Origin of the sequence: Nocardia sp. NPDC006044, from assembly GCF_042871115.1 — a bacterium.
Classification (GTDB): Bacteria; Actinomycetota; Actinomycetes; order Mycobacteriales; family Mycobacteriaceae; genus Nocardia.
In genome coordinates this window covers 200,185-215,476 of the sequence record NZ_JBIAID010000004.1, presented here as the reverse complement: position 1 = coordinate 215,476, position 15,292 = coordinate 200,185, and the positions used below count along the sequence as shown (strand labels likewise).

Annotated in this window: 12 protein-coding genes and 2 pseudogenes; 12 read left to right on the top strand and 2 right to left on the bottom strand. The window is 67.6% G+C overall.

The window, feature by feature from the left end:
- Positions 1-91 precede the first annotated feature (91 nt).
- Entirely contained in the window at positions 92-373 is a 282-nt protein-coding gene (locus tag ACFYO1_RS32290) for a DUF2277 domain-containing protein (protein ID WP_364734865.1), read from the bottom strand.
- A gap of 140 nt (positions 374-513) precedes the next feature.
- On the opposite strand from ACFYO1_RS32290, the pseudogene ACFYO1_RS32285 reads away from it, so the two are divergent.
- The 11 genes and pseudogenes from ACFYO1_RS32285 to ACFYO1_RS32235 all read left to right on the top strand — a co-directional run.
- Positions 514-1,056: pseudogene (locus ACFYO1_RS32285) on the top strand (amidase family protein); the annotation flags it as partial.
- Between the two features lie 6 nt (positions 1,057-1,062).
- A complete protein-coding gene (locus ACFYO1_RS32280; protein ID WP_387241634.1) occupies positions 1,063-1,365 on the top strand; it encodes an isochorismatase family protein in 303 nt (100 codons plus the stop codon).
- Positions 1,299-2,600: pseudogene (locus tag ACFYO1_RS32275) on the top strand (regulator). Before ACFYO1_RS32280 ends, ACFYO1_RS32275 begins: the two are co-directional and overlap by 67 nt.
- Before the next feature lie 211 nt (positions 2,601-2,811).
- Positions 2,812-4,230, top strand: a complete 1,419-nt coding sequence (locus ACFYO1_RS32270; RefSeq protein WP_387239338.1) for a family 2B encapsulin nanocompartment shell protein — start codon at positions 2,812-2,814, stop codon at positions 4,228-4,230.
- A gap of 133 nt (positions 4,231-4,363) precedes the next feature.
- Positions 4,364-5,386, top strand: a complete 1,023-nt coding sequence (locus ACFYO1_RS32265) for a polyprenyl synthetase family protein (RefSeq protein WP_387239335.1) — start codon at positions 4,364-4,366, stop codon at positions 5,384-5,386.
- Between the two features lie 28 nt (positions 5,387-5,414).
- Positions 5,415-7,721: a germacradienol/geosmin synthase gene (locus ACFYO1_RS32260; protein ID WP_387239332.1), complete on the top strand. Its 2,307-nt coding sequence runs from the start codon at positions 5,415-5,417 to the stop codon at positions 7,719-7,721.
- A complete protein-coding gene (gene ispH / locus ACFYO1_RS32255) occupies positions 7,718-8,671 on the top strand; it encodes a 4-hydroxy-3-methylbut-2-enyl diphosphate reductase (RefSeq protein ID WP_387239329.1) in 954 nt (317 codons plus the stop codon). The genes ACFYO1_RS32260 and ispH overlap by 4 nt, the downstream gene beginning before the upstream one ends.
- 33 nt (positions 8,672-8,704) lie before the next feature.
- Complete coding sequence (gene ispG / locus ACFYO1_RS32250) at positions 8,705-9,829, top strand: flavodoxin-dependent (E)-4-hydroxy-3-methylbut-2-enyl-diphosphate synthase (RefSeq protein ID WP_387239326.1); 1,125 nt, start codon at positions 8,705-8,707, stop codon at positions 9,827-9,829.
- A complete protein-coding gene (locus tag ACFYO1_RS32245) occupies positions 9,826-10,902 on the top strand; it encodes a polyprenyl synthetase family protein (protein WP_387239323.1) in 1,077 nt (358 codons plus the stop codon). The genes ispG and ACFYO1_RS32245 overlap by 4 nt, the downstream gene beginning before the upstream one ends.
- Positions 10,903-10,915: 13 nt before the next feature.
- Positions 10,916-11,689: a DUF4239 domain-containing protein gene (locus ACFYO1_RS32240; RefSeq protein WP_387239320.1), complete on the top strand. Its 774-nt coding sequence runs from the start codon at positions 10,916-10,918 to the stop codon at positions 11,687-11,689.
- A 46-nt stretch (positions 11,690-11,735) separates the two neighbouring features.
- Positions 11,736-12,560: a hypothetical protein gene (locus ACFYO1_RS32235; RefSeq protein WP_387239317.1), complete on the top strand. Its 825-nt coding sequence runs from the start codon at positions 11,736-11,738 to the stop codon at positions 12,558-12,560.
- Here ACFYO1_RS32235 and ACFYO1_RS32230 read toward each other — a convergent pair.
- Positions 12,557-13,435: a LysR family transcriptional regulator gene (locus tag ACFYO1_RS32230; RefSeq protein ID WP_387239314.1), complete on the bottom strand. Its 879-nt coding sequence runs from the start codon at positions 13,433-13,435 to the stop codon at positions 12,557-12,559. The two genes, ACFYO1_RS32235 and ACFYO1_RS32230, sit on opposite strands and share 4 nt — an antisense overlap.
- A 130-nt stretch (positions 13,436-13,565) precedes the next feature.
- Here ACFYO1_RS32230 and ACFYO1_RS32225 point away from each other — a divergent pair, with 130 nt between their 5' ends.
- Positions 13,566-15,287 carry an acetolactate synthase catalytic subunit gene (locus ACFYO1_RS32225; protein ID WP_387239311.1) on the top strand — a complete coding sequence of 574 codons (1,722 nt, stop codon included), beginning with the start codon at positions 13,566-13,568 and terminating at the stop codon, positions 15,285-15,287.
- Positions 15,288-15,292: the final 5 nt, after the last annotated feature.

Here is a 15,292-nt window from a genome sequence, read left to right as displayed (position 1 = left end):
CGTCTTCCTCCAACTACCAGCTTGAACGACGTTCAAGATAGCAGGCGGCCCGTGCACCGAACGCACCCGCGACCGGTGCCGAGGCAGACGGCTAGTCGTGCGAGTGCGCCCTGGCTTGAATCCGCGCCTGCACCTCGGGTCTGCGCAGCGGCGGCACCGACTTCGGCGGAACCTTGCGATCCGGCAGCTGCTCCAGTAGGCGGGTGGTGATCGCGGCGATGTCGGCGACCGCCGCGTCGACCGCCGGCTGGGTGGCGGCCGAGATACTCGACAACCCGCCGACCTTACGCACGTATTGCAGCGCGGCGGCCTGGATCTCCTCCGGCGTCGCCGCGGGCTCCAGCCCCCGCAGGGCAGTGATGTTTCGGCACATACCCCGAGGCTAATCCGCCCCACCGACACAGCGCAGTACAGCAGCCGCACACACCGCCCAGAACACCTGACACCGTGGATACATTGCGAAGCCGTCCACTTCACACATCCTGCCGACAATCGACAAATGCGAGATCCAGGATCCCCGTCGCGGAGATTCTCGCCGCACACGCGGGCGGCAGCGGCTCGCCGAGCAGCACCGTGGCGCAGGTAGCGGATGCCATCGAGGCACGGGGCGCCGACGGCACCTGGATCACCCCGGTTCCGCGCGCGGAACCGCTCGCCTGCCCCGACTTCGCCTATGTCGCCACCGAGACCGCCCCCGCAGTACAGCGTCTGCTCGACGCGAGCGCACTGTACGTCGGCAAGACGAACCTCGACCAGTTCGCGACCGGCCTGAACGGGACCAGGACGCCGTATCCGATGCCGCGCGCCGTCTTCGGCAGCGACCTGATCTCGGGCGGCGCCAGCTCGGGTTCCGCGCTCGCCGTCGCCCTCGGCCAGGTGCCGTTCTGTGTCGCCACCGATACCGCGGGGCTCCGGCCGGATTCCGGCCGCGCTCAACGGCAAAACTTCAGCGGGGCAACCCGACTCAGCGCATCGGCGATCCCGGCCGGTTCGGGCGTTCTATGCCACCGATCTCGCGTCGGTTCTGCAGGCGAACTCGATCGAGTCGCTTCTGTCACCGGCGTGACCACCGAGGTGTGCGTGCACACTACGGTGCGCGAGGCGAACGATCGCGGCTACGACTGTCTCGTCGTATCCGATTGTGTCGGTTCGTATTTCCCCGACTTCCAGCAGGCCGGGCCGGCCATGATCGCCGCAGGGCGGCAGCTTCGGCTGGGTCGCCGATTCCGCGCCGATCATCGGCGCACTCGAGTCCGCGGCCACCGCGAACACCGCGGCTCACTGAACAGGAACCACCGATGTCCGTCGATACGAAAATCACCGGCGCCTCCGAACCTGTTGCCCCGCTGGCACTCCCGTGGTTGACACGCGGCGTCACCAACGCCTTCTTCGGGCTCGCCTTCAACATCCTGGTGAACGTGCTCACGCTCACCACCCTGTCCATCGCGGTGGTCAAGATCCCCAGCGGCGACGTACTGGGCGCCGTGCTACCCGCGCTGGGCGTCGCCTTGGTGCTCGGCAACCTCTACTACATGCTGCTGGCCCGCCGCCTCGCCCGCCGCGAGGGTCGTGCGACGGTGACCGCGCGGCCGTACGGCCCTAGTGTGCGTTCATCCGCCGGATCACCCCGCGAGCCGCCATGCTCGGCACCCTGGCCGGCATCTCCATCACCTTTCGCCATGCGGCCCGCCGCGCAGATGTGGGAGGCCGCGTGGACCGGGCTGCCGGTGCTCGCCATCCTGATCGGCTTCTTCACCGATGTGCGGCTGCCCGGCAACATTCCGGTCGGCCTGGTCGCGCTGCTGGTAGACACCGCGATCGGCTGGATCGGCGGCTACATGTCCGCGCCGGTTGTCTCGAAGGCCGCGCACGATATCGCGCTCGGCCTGCCGGACTTGCGGATCGATCTGCTGTTCGACGGACTGGGCAACCTCGCTCCGCTGCTCGCGACGGCAATTCCCCTCGGCGTCTACAACTTCACCGAGGCGATGAGCAATGTGGAGAGCGCCGCGGCGGCCGGCGACAACTACAACCTGCGCAGCGCGCTACTGGCCGACGGCTTCGGCGCGATCATCGGGTCCGGTTTCGGCTCCCCCTTCCCACCCGCGGTCTACATCGGCCATCCCGGCTGGAAGGACGCTGACGGGCGCACCGGAGACTCGCTGACCAGCGGCGCGGTGATCGGATTGATGTGCCTGCTCGGACTTTTCGGGCTGCTCGCCACCGTGCTGCCGATCCCGGCCATCGTGCCGATCCCGGCCGGGCTCGTGCTCGGCGCCATCGTGACGTTCGTACTCGAAAAACGTTTTGTCGCTGCGGCACTCGCCGTCCTGGTCAGTGCGGTGCTGAGCTGGATCGGGTTGATCCACGCCGCCGAGGTGGACTGGGCGGCCGCGCCACAGGTCGCGCTGGGGTATCTGTTCTTCGGCGTCGTCTGTCTCGGCCGCTGGCCAGGTGACGCCGTTCCGCTGTGTGGCCGGAAGATAGCCAATCACCCGGAGATTCGCCCGGGTTTTGCGTATCCACATCAAGGTGTTATCGACCGTTGTCTCAATCGAACACGTGTCGTAACCATCCTAATAATTACGACTAATATCTGAAATTTCTGTGCGCTCAACAGGTTCCGCGACTTAAGATCGACATCGCCTCAAATGCTCTGTCATATAGCAACATTCGTTCGAGCGCTCTGTTTTCGCGGGCTTCTCGCAGCCTGTCGACCCGCCGTGCACAACCACCGAATCTGAACGATCACCTATTCGGACATTCCAACGTCGGCAGTCCGGGGTGACCATTTCGAGGTGAGGATCAAATATGACAATCGAAATGCCGGTTTCTACTGAGACCAATGGTAACGGTAATGGCCGGAAGAGCCTCAGTACCGCGGCCGCCCACAAGTTGGCGACCACCACCAAATCCGAACCCCAGATGCAGGGTATCAGCTCGCGCTGGCTGACCAGGATGCTGCCGTGGACGCAGGTCAACGGCGGTGTGTACCGGGTGAACCGCCGACTCACCCACACCCTCGGCAATGGCGAGATCGAGTTTGTCATCGAGGGTTCGCAGGCCAAGGTCATTCCCCAGGAACTGCGCGAGCTGCGCGCCCTGCACAACGTCGACGACGACGAGATCCTGCGCGCGCTGGCCGACCGTTTCGAGCAGCGTGACCTCGAACCGGGCACGGTCGTCGCCGAATTCGGCAACGAGATGAATCAGATCGTATTGATCGTGCACGGCAAATTGGCCAAGATCGGTTCCGGCGAATACGGCGAGCAGACCATGCTCGGCCTGCTGGCCGGCGGCAACTTCTTCGGCGACGAATGCCTCACCGACCCCTCCGCCATTTGGCCGGTCACGGTCAAGGCGGTCACCAAGACCACCACGCTGGTCATGCAGCGGCAAGCGCTGGAGGAGGTGCTCGACAACGCACCAGCACTCCGGGAGCAACTCTCACGGGTCACCGCCGCCGCGGCACAGCCGCAGAACAAGCAGGGCGAGGCCGCGATCCAGATCCACTCGGGCCACGAGGGTGAGCCTCAGTTGGACGGCACCTTCGTCGATTACGACGCCAGCCCCCGCGAATACGAACTCAGCTTGGCGCAGAGCGTGCTTCGCGTGCACACCCGCGTCGCCGACCTGTTCAACGATCCGATGAACCAGACCCAGCAGCAGTTGCGGCTGACCATCGAGGCGCTCTACGAACGCCGCGAATACGATCTGGTCAACAGCACCGACTTCGGGCTGCTGCACAACTGCGACCTCAAGCAGCGCATCTACACCGAGTCCGGCCCGCCCACCCCCGACGACATGGACGAGCTGCTCAGCATGCGGCGCAGCACCAAACTCTTTCTGGCCCACCCGAAAGCGATCGCCGCCTTCGGCCGCGAATGCAGCAAACGCGGCCTCTACCCGGACCCCGTCGACGTCGACGGACACCGCGTACCCGCCTGGCGCGGCGTCCCGATCTTCCCCTGCGGCAAGATTCCGGTCAGCGGCACCCAGACCACGTCGATCATCGCCATGCGCCTCGGCGAAAAGGACCAGGGCGTGATCGGCCTGCACCAGACCGGCCTGCCCGACGAATACGAACCGAGCCTCAACGTCCGGTTCAAAGGCATCGACGACCAGTCGATCATCTCCTACCTGGTCAGCTGCTACTACTCGGCGGCGATCCTGGTCCCCGACGCGCTCGGCATCCTCGACAACGTCCTCGTCGCACGCCAGACCGACTGACCGGGACCTTCAGCGACCTCGATGTCTTCGACGCCGCGGCGGCCACGAAACACCCAGCAGCCGCGGCGTTCCCAGGTCTTCGGCGACCGGATTCCGGGCGCCGGGGACACCGCTAGGGAAGGTGTATGTGCTGATGGTCGAGAGCACCTCGGCGGCGACGAGCCACCGGGCCACAGAGATCCTGGCCAGCGTCCGCGCCATGTGCGATCCGGTGCTGCGCGAGGCAGTTTCGTCATTACCCGAGCCGCTGTGCCGGATGGGCGGTTATCACCTCGGCTGGTGGGACGCCGAGGGCACCGCGACCCCGCAGCCGGGCGGCAAGGCGCTGCGGCCCGCGCTGACCGTCTGCGCGGCCGTCGCCTGCGGTGCCACCCCACGGGCCGCGCTCGCCGCCGCGGCCGCGGTGGAACTGGTGCACAATTTCACGCTCCTGCACGACGACGTGATGGACGCAGACCGGCTCCGGCGCGGCAGGCCCGCCGTGTGGACGGTCTGGGGCATCCCCGACGCGATGTTGCTCGGTGACGCGCTGCACGCCCTGGCCGGCCGAATCCTGGTGACCGGCTTGCCCGGCCGGACGGCGACGGCGGCCGTGGCGCGGCTGGAATCGGCGGTCATCGAGATGTGCCACGGCCAGCACAAGGACTGCCGCTTCCGCTCCGGTGGGCACGTCGACGTCGAGGAATACGCGCGGATGGCCATGGGCAAGACCGGCGCGCTGATGGGTTGTGCGTGCGCGCTCGGGGCCGTGTGCGCGCAGGCGGATCTGGCCACCGTGGCGGCGATGGACACGTTCGGGCGGGAACTGGGCATGGCCTTCCAGTTCGTCGACGACCTGATCGGGATCTGGGGTGATCCGCAGGTCACCGGCAAACCGACGAGTGACCTTGCCCGCCACACGATGTCGCTACCGGTGGTCTCGGCCCTGGGTTCCGGCACCGCGGCGGCCGCCGAACTGGCGACCATGTACGGCCGCGCCCCGGAATCGATGGATGTCGCGCGGGCCGCGGCGCTGGTCGAGTCGGCCGGCGGCCGGCAGAACACCCAGCAGCTCGCCGACAACCGAGTGCGCGCGGCCATCGCGGCCTTGGCCGATCGCGCCGCGGCGGCGGACCTGATGGTGCTGGCCGGCCTGGTTTCGCACCGGAACCACTGAGCCGCGAGTTCGACCGTAAGGAGATGACATGCAGCCCTTCGAACTTCCCGATTTCTACATGCCGTATCCGGCCAGGCTCAACCCGCACGTGGACAGTGCCCGCGCGCACACCCGGATCTGGGCCGCGGACATGGGCTTCTTCGAACCCCAAGCGGGGCAACATATCTGGGACGAGGACGACCTGGAACGGCACGACTACGGCCTGCTGTGCGCCTACACCCATCCCGAATGCGGCAGCGCGGAATTGTCACTCATCACCGACTGGTATGTGTGGGTGTTCTATTTCGACGATCACTTCCTCGAATTGTTCAAGCGGACAAGAGATACCGAGGGAGCACGGACATATCTGGAACACCTGCGCGATTTCATGCCGCTGGCCGGCGGGCCGATGCCGGAGCCGACGAATCCGGTCGAGCGCGGGCTCGCCGACCTGTGGGTGCGGACCGTGCCGGCCATGCCGATGGACTGGCGGCAGCGCTTCGTCGCGACGACCACCGCGTTGCTGGAGGAGTCGCGGTGGGAGCTGACCAACATCACCGAGGGCCGGATCGCGAATCCGATCGAATACATCGAGATGCGGCGCAAGGTCGGCGGCGCACCGTGGTCGGCGAATCTGGTGGAACACGCGGTCGGCGCGGCGATTCCGGCCGCGCTCGCCGCGACGCGACCACTGGAGGTGTTACGCGACACCTTCGCCGACGCCGTGCACCTGCGCAACGACATCTTCTCCTACGAACGCGAGGTCCGGCAGGAGGGCGAGAACGCCAACGGAATCCTCGTGGTGGAGCGGTTTTTCGGGTATGAGACCCAGCGCGCCGCCGACGTCGTCAACGATCTGCTGACCTCCCGCCTGCAGCAGTTCGAACACACGGCGCTGACCGAATTGCCGATGCTGTTCGCCGAGTACGCGGTCGCTCCGCAGGACCAGGCCGCGGTCGTCGCCTACGCGAAAGGCTTGCAGGACTGGCAATCCGGCGGCCACGAATGGCATATGCGGTCGAGCCGATACATGAACAAGGGCGGCTCGACGGCCAGCGATCCGTTGCCGCGGCTGTTCCGGCCGGTCGGGCTCGGCAGCTCCGCGGTGTATTTGTTCGCCCCGGCACAGACTCTCGGGCCGGGCCGGGCGAAAAGTTTCCTGCGCCCCCGTTTCGAAAACGTCGGCCCGACGACATTGCCGGACTTCTACCTGCCCTACGCGTTGCGGTTGAGTCCGCACCTCGACGCGGCGCGCGCGAACCTGATGGACTGGGGCAAGCAGATGGGCTTCCACGGCCCGGTACCGGAACTGGGTGGTCGCCCGCTGTGGCGGCCGGTGGATCTGGCGGAGTTCGACTTCGCGTTGTGCTCAGCGGGATTGGATCCGGACGCCACCCCCGCCGAGTTGGATCTGTCGGCGAACTGGCTCGCCTGGGGCACCTATGTCGACGACTACTACCCGCAGGTGTTCGGCAGGCACAAGGACATCGTCGGGGCAAAGCTGCAAGGCAAACGCTTCTCGGCGTTCATGCCGCTGGATGCCGCGACGGTCCCGCCGGCGACCAACGCGATGGAACGTGGTCTCGCCGACCTCTGGCCTCGGACCACCGCCATTCTCGACGACGAGCAGAAGCGCGAATTCCGCCGGGCCGTGGCGGCTTTCCTGGAGAGCTCCGAATGGGAGGTGGCCAACGACATCGCCAATCGCATCCCCGATCCGGTCGACTATGTCGAAATGCGCCGCCGCACTTTCGGTTCGGATCTCACCATGGCGTTGTCCCGGTTCTCGCACGGGCACCTGGTGCCGCCCGACGTCTACCGCACCCAGACGGTCCTGGATCTGGAACACACCGCGAGCGACTACGCCACCATGGTGAACGACCTGTTCTCGTATCAGAAAGAGACACAGTACGAGGGCGACTTCCACAACGCGGTCCGGGTCATGCAGAACTTCTTCGACTGCGATCCCGAGGAAGGCGTCGCCATCGTCAACGACCTGCTGACCGCCCGGATGCAGCAGTTCGAGCGCATCGTCGGCAGCGAATTGCCCGCCCTCTACGCGGAATACGAACTCGGTCAGGACGTGCGCGATTCACTGGACCGGCGCGCGGCCGAACTGCAGGACTGGATGGCCGGAATCGTGCACTGGCACAGGTCGTGCGGCCGCTATAAGGAAGCACAACTCGAAGACCGATACCGATCGGCGGATCTGCCGGAAGGGGCTGCCGCCGAACGGGTTTCCCCGTCCGGTCCGACGCCCTGCTTCACCCGGCCCACCGGTCTCGGCACCGGTGCCGCCCGCATCGACGGGCTGCGTCGCGTACCGGTCGACCTGGCGCACACGGTGTCGCCATGACCACCGCTCGCGCGAGAACCGTATTACTCGCCGCGCCACGGTCTTTCTGCGCTGGCGTCGAGCGGGCCATCGACACGGTCGAACGGTTACTGGCCGCACCGGATCGGGAAGAGCCGGTCTACGTGCGCAAGCAGATCGTGCACAACACGCATGTGGTCGCCGATCTGGCCGCGCGCGGCGCGGTGTTCGTCGACGAACTGGACGAGGTGCCGCGGGGTTCGACGGTCGTCTTCTCCGCGCACGGTGTCTCTCCCGCCGTGCACGAGCAGGCGAAGCAGCGCGGGCTGACCGTGATCGACGCCACCTGCCCGCTGGTCACCAAAGTGCATGCCGAGGCACGGCGTTTCGCCGCCCGCGGCAACACCATCGTGCTGGTCGGCCATGCCGGGCACGAGGAGGTCGAGGGCACGGCGGGTGAGGCCCCCGAGGTGACACTGGTGGTCGACGGCCCGGCCGAGGTCGCGGCGCTGCAGGTCCCCGACGAAAGCCGGGTCGCCTACCTGACTCAGACCACCCTGTCGGTCGACGAGGCCGAGGAGACCATTCAGGCACTGCGCCGGCGCTTTCCGCGGTTGCACGGCCCGAGCAGTGCCGACATCTGCTACGCCAGCACCAACCGGCAGGAGTCGGTCGAGGCGGTCGCGCGGCAGAGCGACGTGGTGCTGGTGATCGGGTCGGAGAACTCGTCCAATTCCCAGCGGTTGGTGGAAGTCGCTCGGCGCCAAGGTATTCCGGCCTACCTGATCGAGGATGCGTCGGCGATCTCGCCGGCCTGGATCGAGTCCGCGGACACCATCGGCCTGTCCGCGGGCGCTTCCGCGCCGGCGGTGCTGGTCGACGCGGTGGTCGAGGCCTTACGCGCCTGGGGACCGCTCACCGTTCGGGAACACGTCACCGCGGTCGAGGACATCGCCTTCGCCCCACCGCCCGACGTCCGGCGCCTGCCATGACCGCGGCCGCTGCCGGCATTCAGAGAGGCCGCCATGACCAGCAGTGATCTCGGCCTGCCTACCGCACCTCCGCGCCACCGCACCCGCAGGCTCGATATCGGTGGCGTCCCGGTCGGCGGTGGCGCACCGATCTCCGTCCAGACCATGACCACCACGCGTACCGCCGACATCGACGGCACGCTGCAACAGATCGCCGCGGTCACCGCCGCGGGCTGCGACCTCGTCCGCGTCGCGGTGCCGACGACCGAGGACGTGGCCGCGCTGCCGGCCATCGTCGCCCGCTCCCCGCTGCCGGTGATCGCCGACATCCACTTCCAGCCGCGCTACGTCTTCGCCGCGATCGACGCGGGGTGCGCGGCGGTGCGGGTGAACCCCGGCAATATCAAGCAATTCGACGACCGCGTCGGTGAGATCGCGAAAGCGGCCGCGGCGGCGGGGGTTCCGATCCGGGTCGGGGTGAACGCCGGTTCGCTCGATCCCCGGGTGCTGGCCAAGCACGGCTCCGCCACCGCGGAGGCGCTGGTCGAATCGGCGCTGCGGGAGGCCGCGCTGTTCGAAGAACACGGCTTCACCGACCTCAAGATCGCGGTCAAACACCACGACCCGCGCACCATGATCGCGGCGAATCGGCTACTCGCGCAACGCTGTGACTATCCGCTGCACCTCGGCGTCACCGAGGCCGGGCCGATGTTCCAGGGCACGATCAAATCGGCGGTCGCGTTCGCCATCCTGCTCGGCGAGGGAATCGGCGACACCATTCGCGTGTCCATCTCGGCGCCGCCGGTCGATCAGGTCAAGGCGGGCTGCCACATCCTGCAATCGCTCGGGCTGCGGCCACGGAAGCTGGAGATCGTCTCGTGCCCCGGCTGCGGCCGGCTTCAGGTCGATATCCACCGGCTGGCCGGGCAGGTGGAGGCGGCGTTCGAGGGGTTCCCGCATCCGCTGCGGGTCGCGGTGATGGGCTGCGTGGTGAACGGTCCCGGCGAGGCCCGCGAGGCCGACCTGGGGGTCTCCTCCGGCAACGGCAAGGGCCAGATCTTCGTCCGGGGCAAGGTGATTCGCACCGTGCCGGAGCACCTCATCGTCGAAACGCTGCTGGCCGAGGCCATCGCGCTGACCGACGGGCTCGAAGACGCACCGGCGGAAGGAATCTCATGACCACCGCGCACGCCGAGCCGGCCACCCCCGTAGACCTGGCCGCCATCCGGACCAGGGTGGACGACGCGCTCGAACTCTTCCTGCGGGACAAGGCCACTGCCACCGAGCCGGCGCTACCCGGCGAACTCACCGACACCGTGCTCGACTTTCTTTCCGCGGGCGGCAAGCGAATTCGCCCGCTGCTGTGCGTCCTCGGCTGGCACGCGGCGGGCGGCGGCATGCCCGTCCCGCAGTCGATCGTGCGGGCCGCGGCCTCGCTGGAACTGTTCCACGCCGCCGTGCTGATCCACGACGACATCATCGACAACAGCTATACCCGCCGCGATCACCCCACCGTGCATCGCGCGCTGGCCCACCGGTATCGGGATCGCCGCGAGCCGGACCGGTTCGGCGCGCACGCCGCCCTCGTCCTGGGTGACCTGGCGATGGTCTGGTCGGCCGAGCTGCTGCACACCGCACAGCTCACCGCGACCCAACTGACCGAGGCGCTCACGGTGCTCGACGGCATGCGCGCGGATGTCATGTACGGCCAGTACCTGGACCTGATCACCACCGCCCGCCCCTCCCGTGACCTGGGCCGCGCGCTCCAGATCATCCGGTACAAGACCGCGTCCTACACCTGCGAGCGCCCGCTGCAGCTCGGCGCCGTTCTCGCCGGCGCGCACCGCGGCGTGCGGGAGGCCCTCACCGCCTACGCCTCGCCGGTGGGCGAGGCCTTCCAGCTACAGGACGATCTGCTCGGCGTCTACGGCGATCCCGCGAGCACCGGCAAGTCCGTCCTGGAGGACCTGCGCGACGGCAAGCACACCGCGCTGGTCGCGCTGGCTCTAGAGCACGCGACCCCCGCGCAGTCCGCGCAACTGCTCGATCTGCTCGGCAATCCCGAGCTCGACCATCGGCAGGCCGACACCTGCCGCGAAATCCTCACCGCCACCGCACGACCCCGCGTCGAAGCGATGATTCGCACCCGCTGGGCGCAGGCCAACCGCGCCCTCGACGACGCACCCATCCCGGCCGCGGTCCGCCAAGCACTGCGTTACGTCGCGGACGTCGTCGTTTCGAGGAACACCTGAGAGAGGCCGCGCCATGGATAGTGAACTCGTTCTGCAGATCCTCGTGCCCGTCGCCGTGGGCGTCGTGGCGGTCATCATCTTCGTGGTCGGCGACCGGCTGCGACCGGAATCGTGGCGCCAGGACGAGGAGGAGGCGCCGGGCACCCTGGTGGTCGACCTGATCAACACTCTCTTCATGGCCGTGGCGGCCTTCGTGGTGGTGATCTGCTGGCAGCAGTACGACAACGCGCACAATCACACCATCGCGGAATCCAAGGCGCTCATCGACGTCTACTGGACCGCGCACTCGCTGCCCGAGCCGGAACATCAGCAGATCCAGAAGCTGGTGCACGACTACACCGAGCAGGTGGTCAAGGTGGAGTGGCCGGAGATGGACAACCAAGGGCGGATGAGCCAGACCACGCAGGACACCTTGGATACGTTGCGGGACACCGTGATGGCGATCCAGTCGACCGACGACAACGTCACCGATCTGCGCGCCAGCGCGATCGGCGCGTTGGAGGCAGTTTCCCAGGCCCGCCACGATCGGTCGATGGACGTCGACCTCGGTATGCCCGGATTCCTCTACACCGCTTTGTGGTTCACCACCGTCCTGCTGCTGTTCACCTCGGTGCTCTCCGGGGTCACGGTCTCCAAACGCAGTCTGCTGATGACCGCGCTGCTCGGCATCGTGGTCGGCGCGGCGATCGTCGCGATCTACGGCCTCGACCGGCCGTTCTCCGGCGGGAACCTGGTGCCGAAGGACGCCTTCACCTCGGCACTGTCCCGTTTCCAGCACATCACCTAGCGAATCTCATTGCCCGGCCATCGATTACGGATAGGGATGTGCGCGCATGGCACACACCAGAGGACTCGCCATCGCGGCGGCGCTGCCGGTCACCGCGATGCTGCTCGCCGGCCAGTCCGCGGTCGCGGACCCGTTACCGCCGGACTGGCTGCCGATCGGCGAAATCACCACGGGCAGTGCGGCTCCGGCCGAGATCGATACCGGGAGCGCGTTCGCCGGGAACGAGTTGAGTCTCGGCCCGAGCAGTGCGTCCGCCGGCAGCGGATCGGCCGGCAGCGCAAGTGCGGGCGCGCCACTAGGTCTCGGGCCGGCCAGCCGACCCGCACCGGCCCCGATCGAGGAGGCGGCCGCGCCGCGGCTCGGGCTCGAAGGTTCTGTCCAACTGCCCGATCCGGATTCCGACGACGTCCGGACGGCGTGCACCGGCAGCGTCGCGGTGGGCGGCGCGCTGATCCTGCTCGGCCTCGTGACCGGCAGTTCACACGGCCTGCTCGGCTCCAGCGGGTCGGCGCTCGGCAGCGTGGTGGTCGGTAGTGCCGCGACCGGCAGCGGGCTGGTCTGCCTGCTGTGGCCGCGCGACATCCTGCCGCCGTTCCCCGGTCTGCCGCTGCAGCTCGCTCCACCGGCGGTCGCGGTGCCGGTGTTCGAGGCGCCGCCGGTCGAGGCGCCGACGCCGGAGCCCGAACCCGAGCCGGTCACGCCGCAGCTTCCGCCGGCCCGAACCCAGCCTGCGGCGGCGTCTTTGGCGGAGGCCGAGCCGAAGCCCGACCCGGTCGCGTGGAACATCATGCAGCTGCTGACGATCATGGTGGTCACGATCCTCACCACGGTGCGCGGCGCGACCATCGTCCGGCGCACCCGGCACGGTTAAGCGCGGCGCCACCATTCGAGGAAATGCGCGAGCGCCGGTGCGTCCGAGCCACGCATCCAGGCGATCCGAATGGCGATCTGCGGCGGGTTCGTGGCGAACGGAATGACGACGATGTTTTCGTGCGCGATGCGGGTCGCGCGTTTGCGGTCCAGCACGCTGATTCCGGTGCCGCTCGACACCAGGTCGAGGACCTGTTCGGCGTCGGATTCCTCGGCGACCAGATTCGGCGCGCCGTCACCCCAGATATGGGTGACCAGTTCGTCGTAGAAGTCCGGTCCGGTCTGCCGGGACCAGAGCACGATCGGCTCGTCGACGATGTCGCCGATTTCCACCGCGTCTTTATCCGCCAGCGGGTGCCCTTTGGAAACCACCACGGCGGCTTCCTGTAGCCCGATCAGGTGTGTTTCGACTCGCGGATGGGTGATATTGCCGCGCACGAACGCGACGTCGACCTCGCCCGATTCGAGCAGGTCGAGATTCCATGATGTCCAGCCGGTGATCGTCGACACATCGATGTCCGGAAATTCCTTCCGGAAGGATCTTATGCGCTGGGAAATATCGCTGTCGGAGCCCGATCGAGTGAAGGCGACCTTCAGCTCACCCGCCGTGCCCGACGCCCGCGCGCGGACCGTCCGCTCCAGGTCCGCGGCGGCCGAGAGCAGTTGCTGAGCGCCCGCCTGCAACGCGAGACCGGCCGGTGTCAGGACGAAGCCGCGGCCGGTGCGGGCGAGCAGCTCGACGCCCAGCTCCTTCTCCAGCGCTTTGACCTGCTGTGACAGCGCGGGCTGAGTGATGTGCAGCGCCTCGGCCGCGCGACCGAAGTGTCGGTGCTCGGCAACTGCCAGGAAGTAACGCACGCGACGTAGGTCGTCCACGCGGTCAGCCTAGCCAGATAAGAGTTTCTTATCAACGGGAAGTAAATACGTATTGGACCTGGCGATCTTCGCGGGCCGAGACTGTAGCTACCGATCCAGTCCACGTCCGCTACCGCGAGAAGGTGTCCCGATGCCGACAGTCGCCGCCGCCATAGCCGAGAATCTTCGAGCCAGGCAGATATCCGAATTCTTCGGTCAGAGCCTGCCGTCGCTGCTGGTATTGGCGGCCGAGGATCTGGGCATCCGCCAGATCGTTTATCGCACGGAAAACGCGGGCGGCACTATGGCCGACGGATTCGCCCGGATATCCGGGCATTGCTCCGTCGTGGTCGCGCAGAACGGCCCGGCGGCGACGCTGCTCGTGCCGCCGCTGACCGAGGCCGCGAAGGTCTCCATTCCAGTGGTCGCCCTCATTCAGGACGTGCCGAGCCCGATTCGCAACAAAAACGCGTTTCAGGAGATCGATCACCAAAGTCTGTTCTCCGGCTGCACCAAATGGTTCGATCGGCTCGACGATCCCACCCGGGTGCACGATTACCTCGACGCGGCTTTCCGGGCCGCGACCAGTGGACGACCCGGTCCCGCGGTGCTGATGCTGCCGAAGGACGTCCTCGAACTGGCCGCACCGCCCACCCCCGGGAATCTCGGCCCGACGGTGTTCCCCCTCGACCGGATCCGCCCGCCCGAGGCGAACGTCCGCACCGCCGCGGACCTGCTGGCCAATGCCGAGCGGCCACTCGTCGTGGCCGGTGGCGGCGCGGTCTCCGCCGACGCGGGCGCCGCGCTGGCCCGGCTGAGCGACCTGGCCTCGTTGCCGATCGCGACCACGCCCATGGGCAAGGGCGTCGTCCCCGACACCGCCGACCTGAGTGTCGGTGTGATCGGCAATTACATGGGGCCGCACGGGGTTTCGCACGGCATGCGCGAATGGATCGGCCAGGTGGACACGGTCTTGCTGGCCGGGTCGCGGACCAACGAGAACGGCACCGACGGCTGGAGCCTGTTCCCGCCGGACGCCACCTTCATCCATCTCGACATCGACCCGACCGAGATCGGCCGCAACTACCCGTCGCTGCGCCTGGTCGGTGACGTCCGGTCCGGCATCGATGATCTCGCGGCCGCACTTCGCGAACTCGACCTGAGTAAGCGCAGCGCCGACCGGCCTGCCGTCACCGCACAGATCGCCCGGTCACGCGCCGAATTCGAGACCACGACCGCGGCCGTGCGCACCTCGACGGCGCGGCCGCTGCGCCCGGAACGGGTGGCCGACGAGATCAGCACGCTGCTGCCGGACGACGCGATCGTCGTCGCGGACGCCAGCTACTCCTCGATCTGGGTGGCCAACTACGTCCGCGCCACCACCCATCGCCAGCGCTTCCTCCTGCCGCGCGGCATGGCCGGCCTCGGCTGGGGTCTGCCGCTGGCGCTCGGCGCGAAGGCGGCCCGCCCGTCCGCGCCGGTCATCTGCCTGGTCGGCGACGGCGGCTTCGCGCACTGCTGGGCCGAGATCGAGACCGCCGTCCGGGAGAACCTGGATGTCGTTGTGCTGGTGCTGAACAACTCCATCCTCGGTTATCAGAAGCACGCCGAAATCGTCCAGTTCGGCAGGCCCACCTCGGCCGTCGAACTCGGGCACGTCGATCACGCCCAGATCGCCGCCGCCTGCGGTGCGCACGGGCACACCATCCACACCGATGTGGAACTGCGCGAAGCGCTGTCGAAGGCGATCGTCGATCCGGCCACCACCGTCCTCGACATCATCACCGACTCCGACGCCTACCCCCCGATCACCGGTTGGGAAACCAATCCGGCCCTCACCGACCACCTCATCGACCAGCAGCTCAATCGATAACACCC

Bases quoted from the DNA above. Each gene is read 5' to 3' on its own strand.
- ACFYO1_RS32290 (WP_364734865.1), bottom strand. From the start codon at position 373: ATGTGCCGAAACATCACTGCCCTGCGGGGGCTGGAGCCCGCGGCGACG.
- ACFYO1_RS32270 (WP_387239338.1), top strand. From the start codon at position 2,812: ATGACAATCGAAATGCCGGTTTCTACTGAGACCAATGGTAACGGTAAT.
- ACFYO1_RS32265 (WP_387239335.1), top strand. From the start codon at position 4,364: ATGGTCGAGAGCACCTCGGCGGCGACGAGCCACCGGGCCACAGAGATC.
- ACFYO1_RS32260 (WP_387239332.1), top strand. From the start codon at position 5,415: ATGCAGCCCTTCGAACTTCCCGATTTCTACATGCCGTATCCGGCCAGG.
- ispH (WP_387239329.1), top strand. From the start codon at position 7,718: ATGACCACCGCTCGCGCGAGAACCGTATTACTCGCCGCGCCACGGTCT.
- ispG (WP_387239326.1), top strand. From the start codon at position 8,705: ATGACCAGCAGTGATCTCGGCCTGCCTACCGCACCTCCGCGCCACCGC.
- ACFYO1_RS32245 (WP_387239323.1), top strand. From the start codon at position 9,826: ATGACCACCGCGCACGCCGAGCCGGCCACCCCCGTAGACCTGGCCGCC.
- ACFYO1_RS32240 (WP_387239320.1), top strand. From the start codon at position 10,916: ATGGATAGTGAACTCGTTCTGCAGATCCTCGTGCCCGTCGCCGTGGGC.
- ACFYO1_RS32235 (WP_387239317.1), top strand. From the start codon at position 11,736: ATGGCACACACCAGAGGACTCGCCATCGCGGCGGCGCTGCCGGTCACC.
- ACFYO1_RS32225 (WP_387239311.1), top strand. From the start codon at position 13,566: ATGCCGACAGTCGCCGCCGCCATAGCCGAGAATCTTCGAGCCAGGCAG.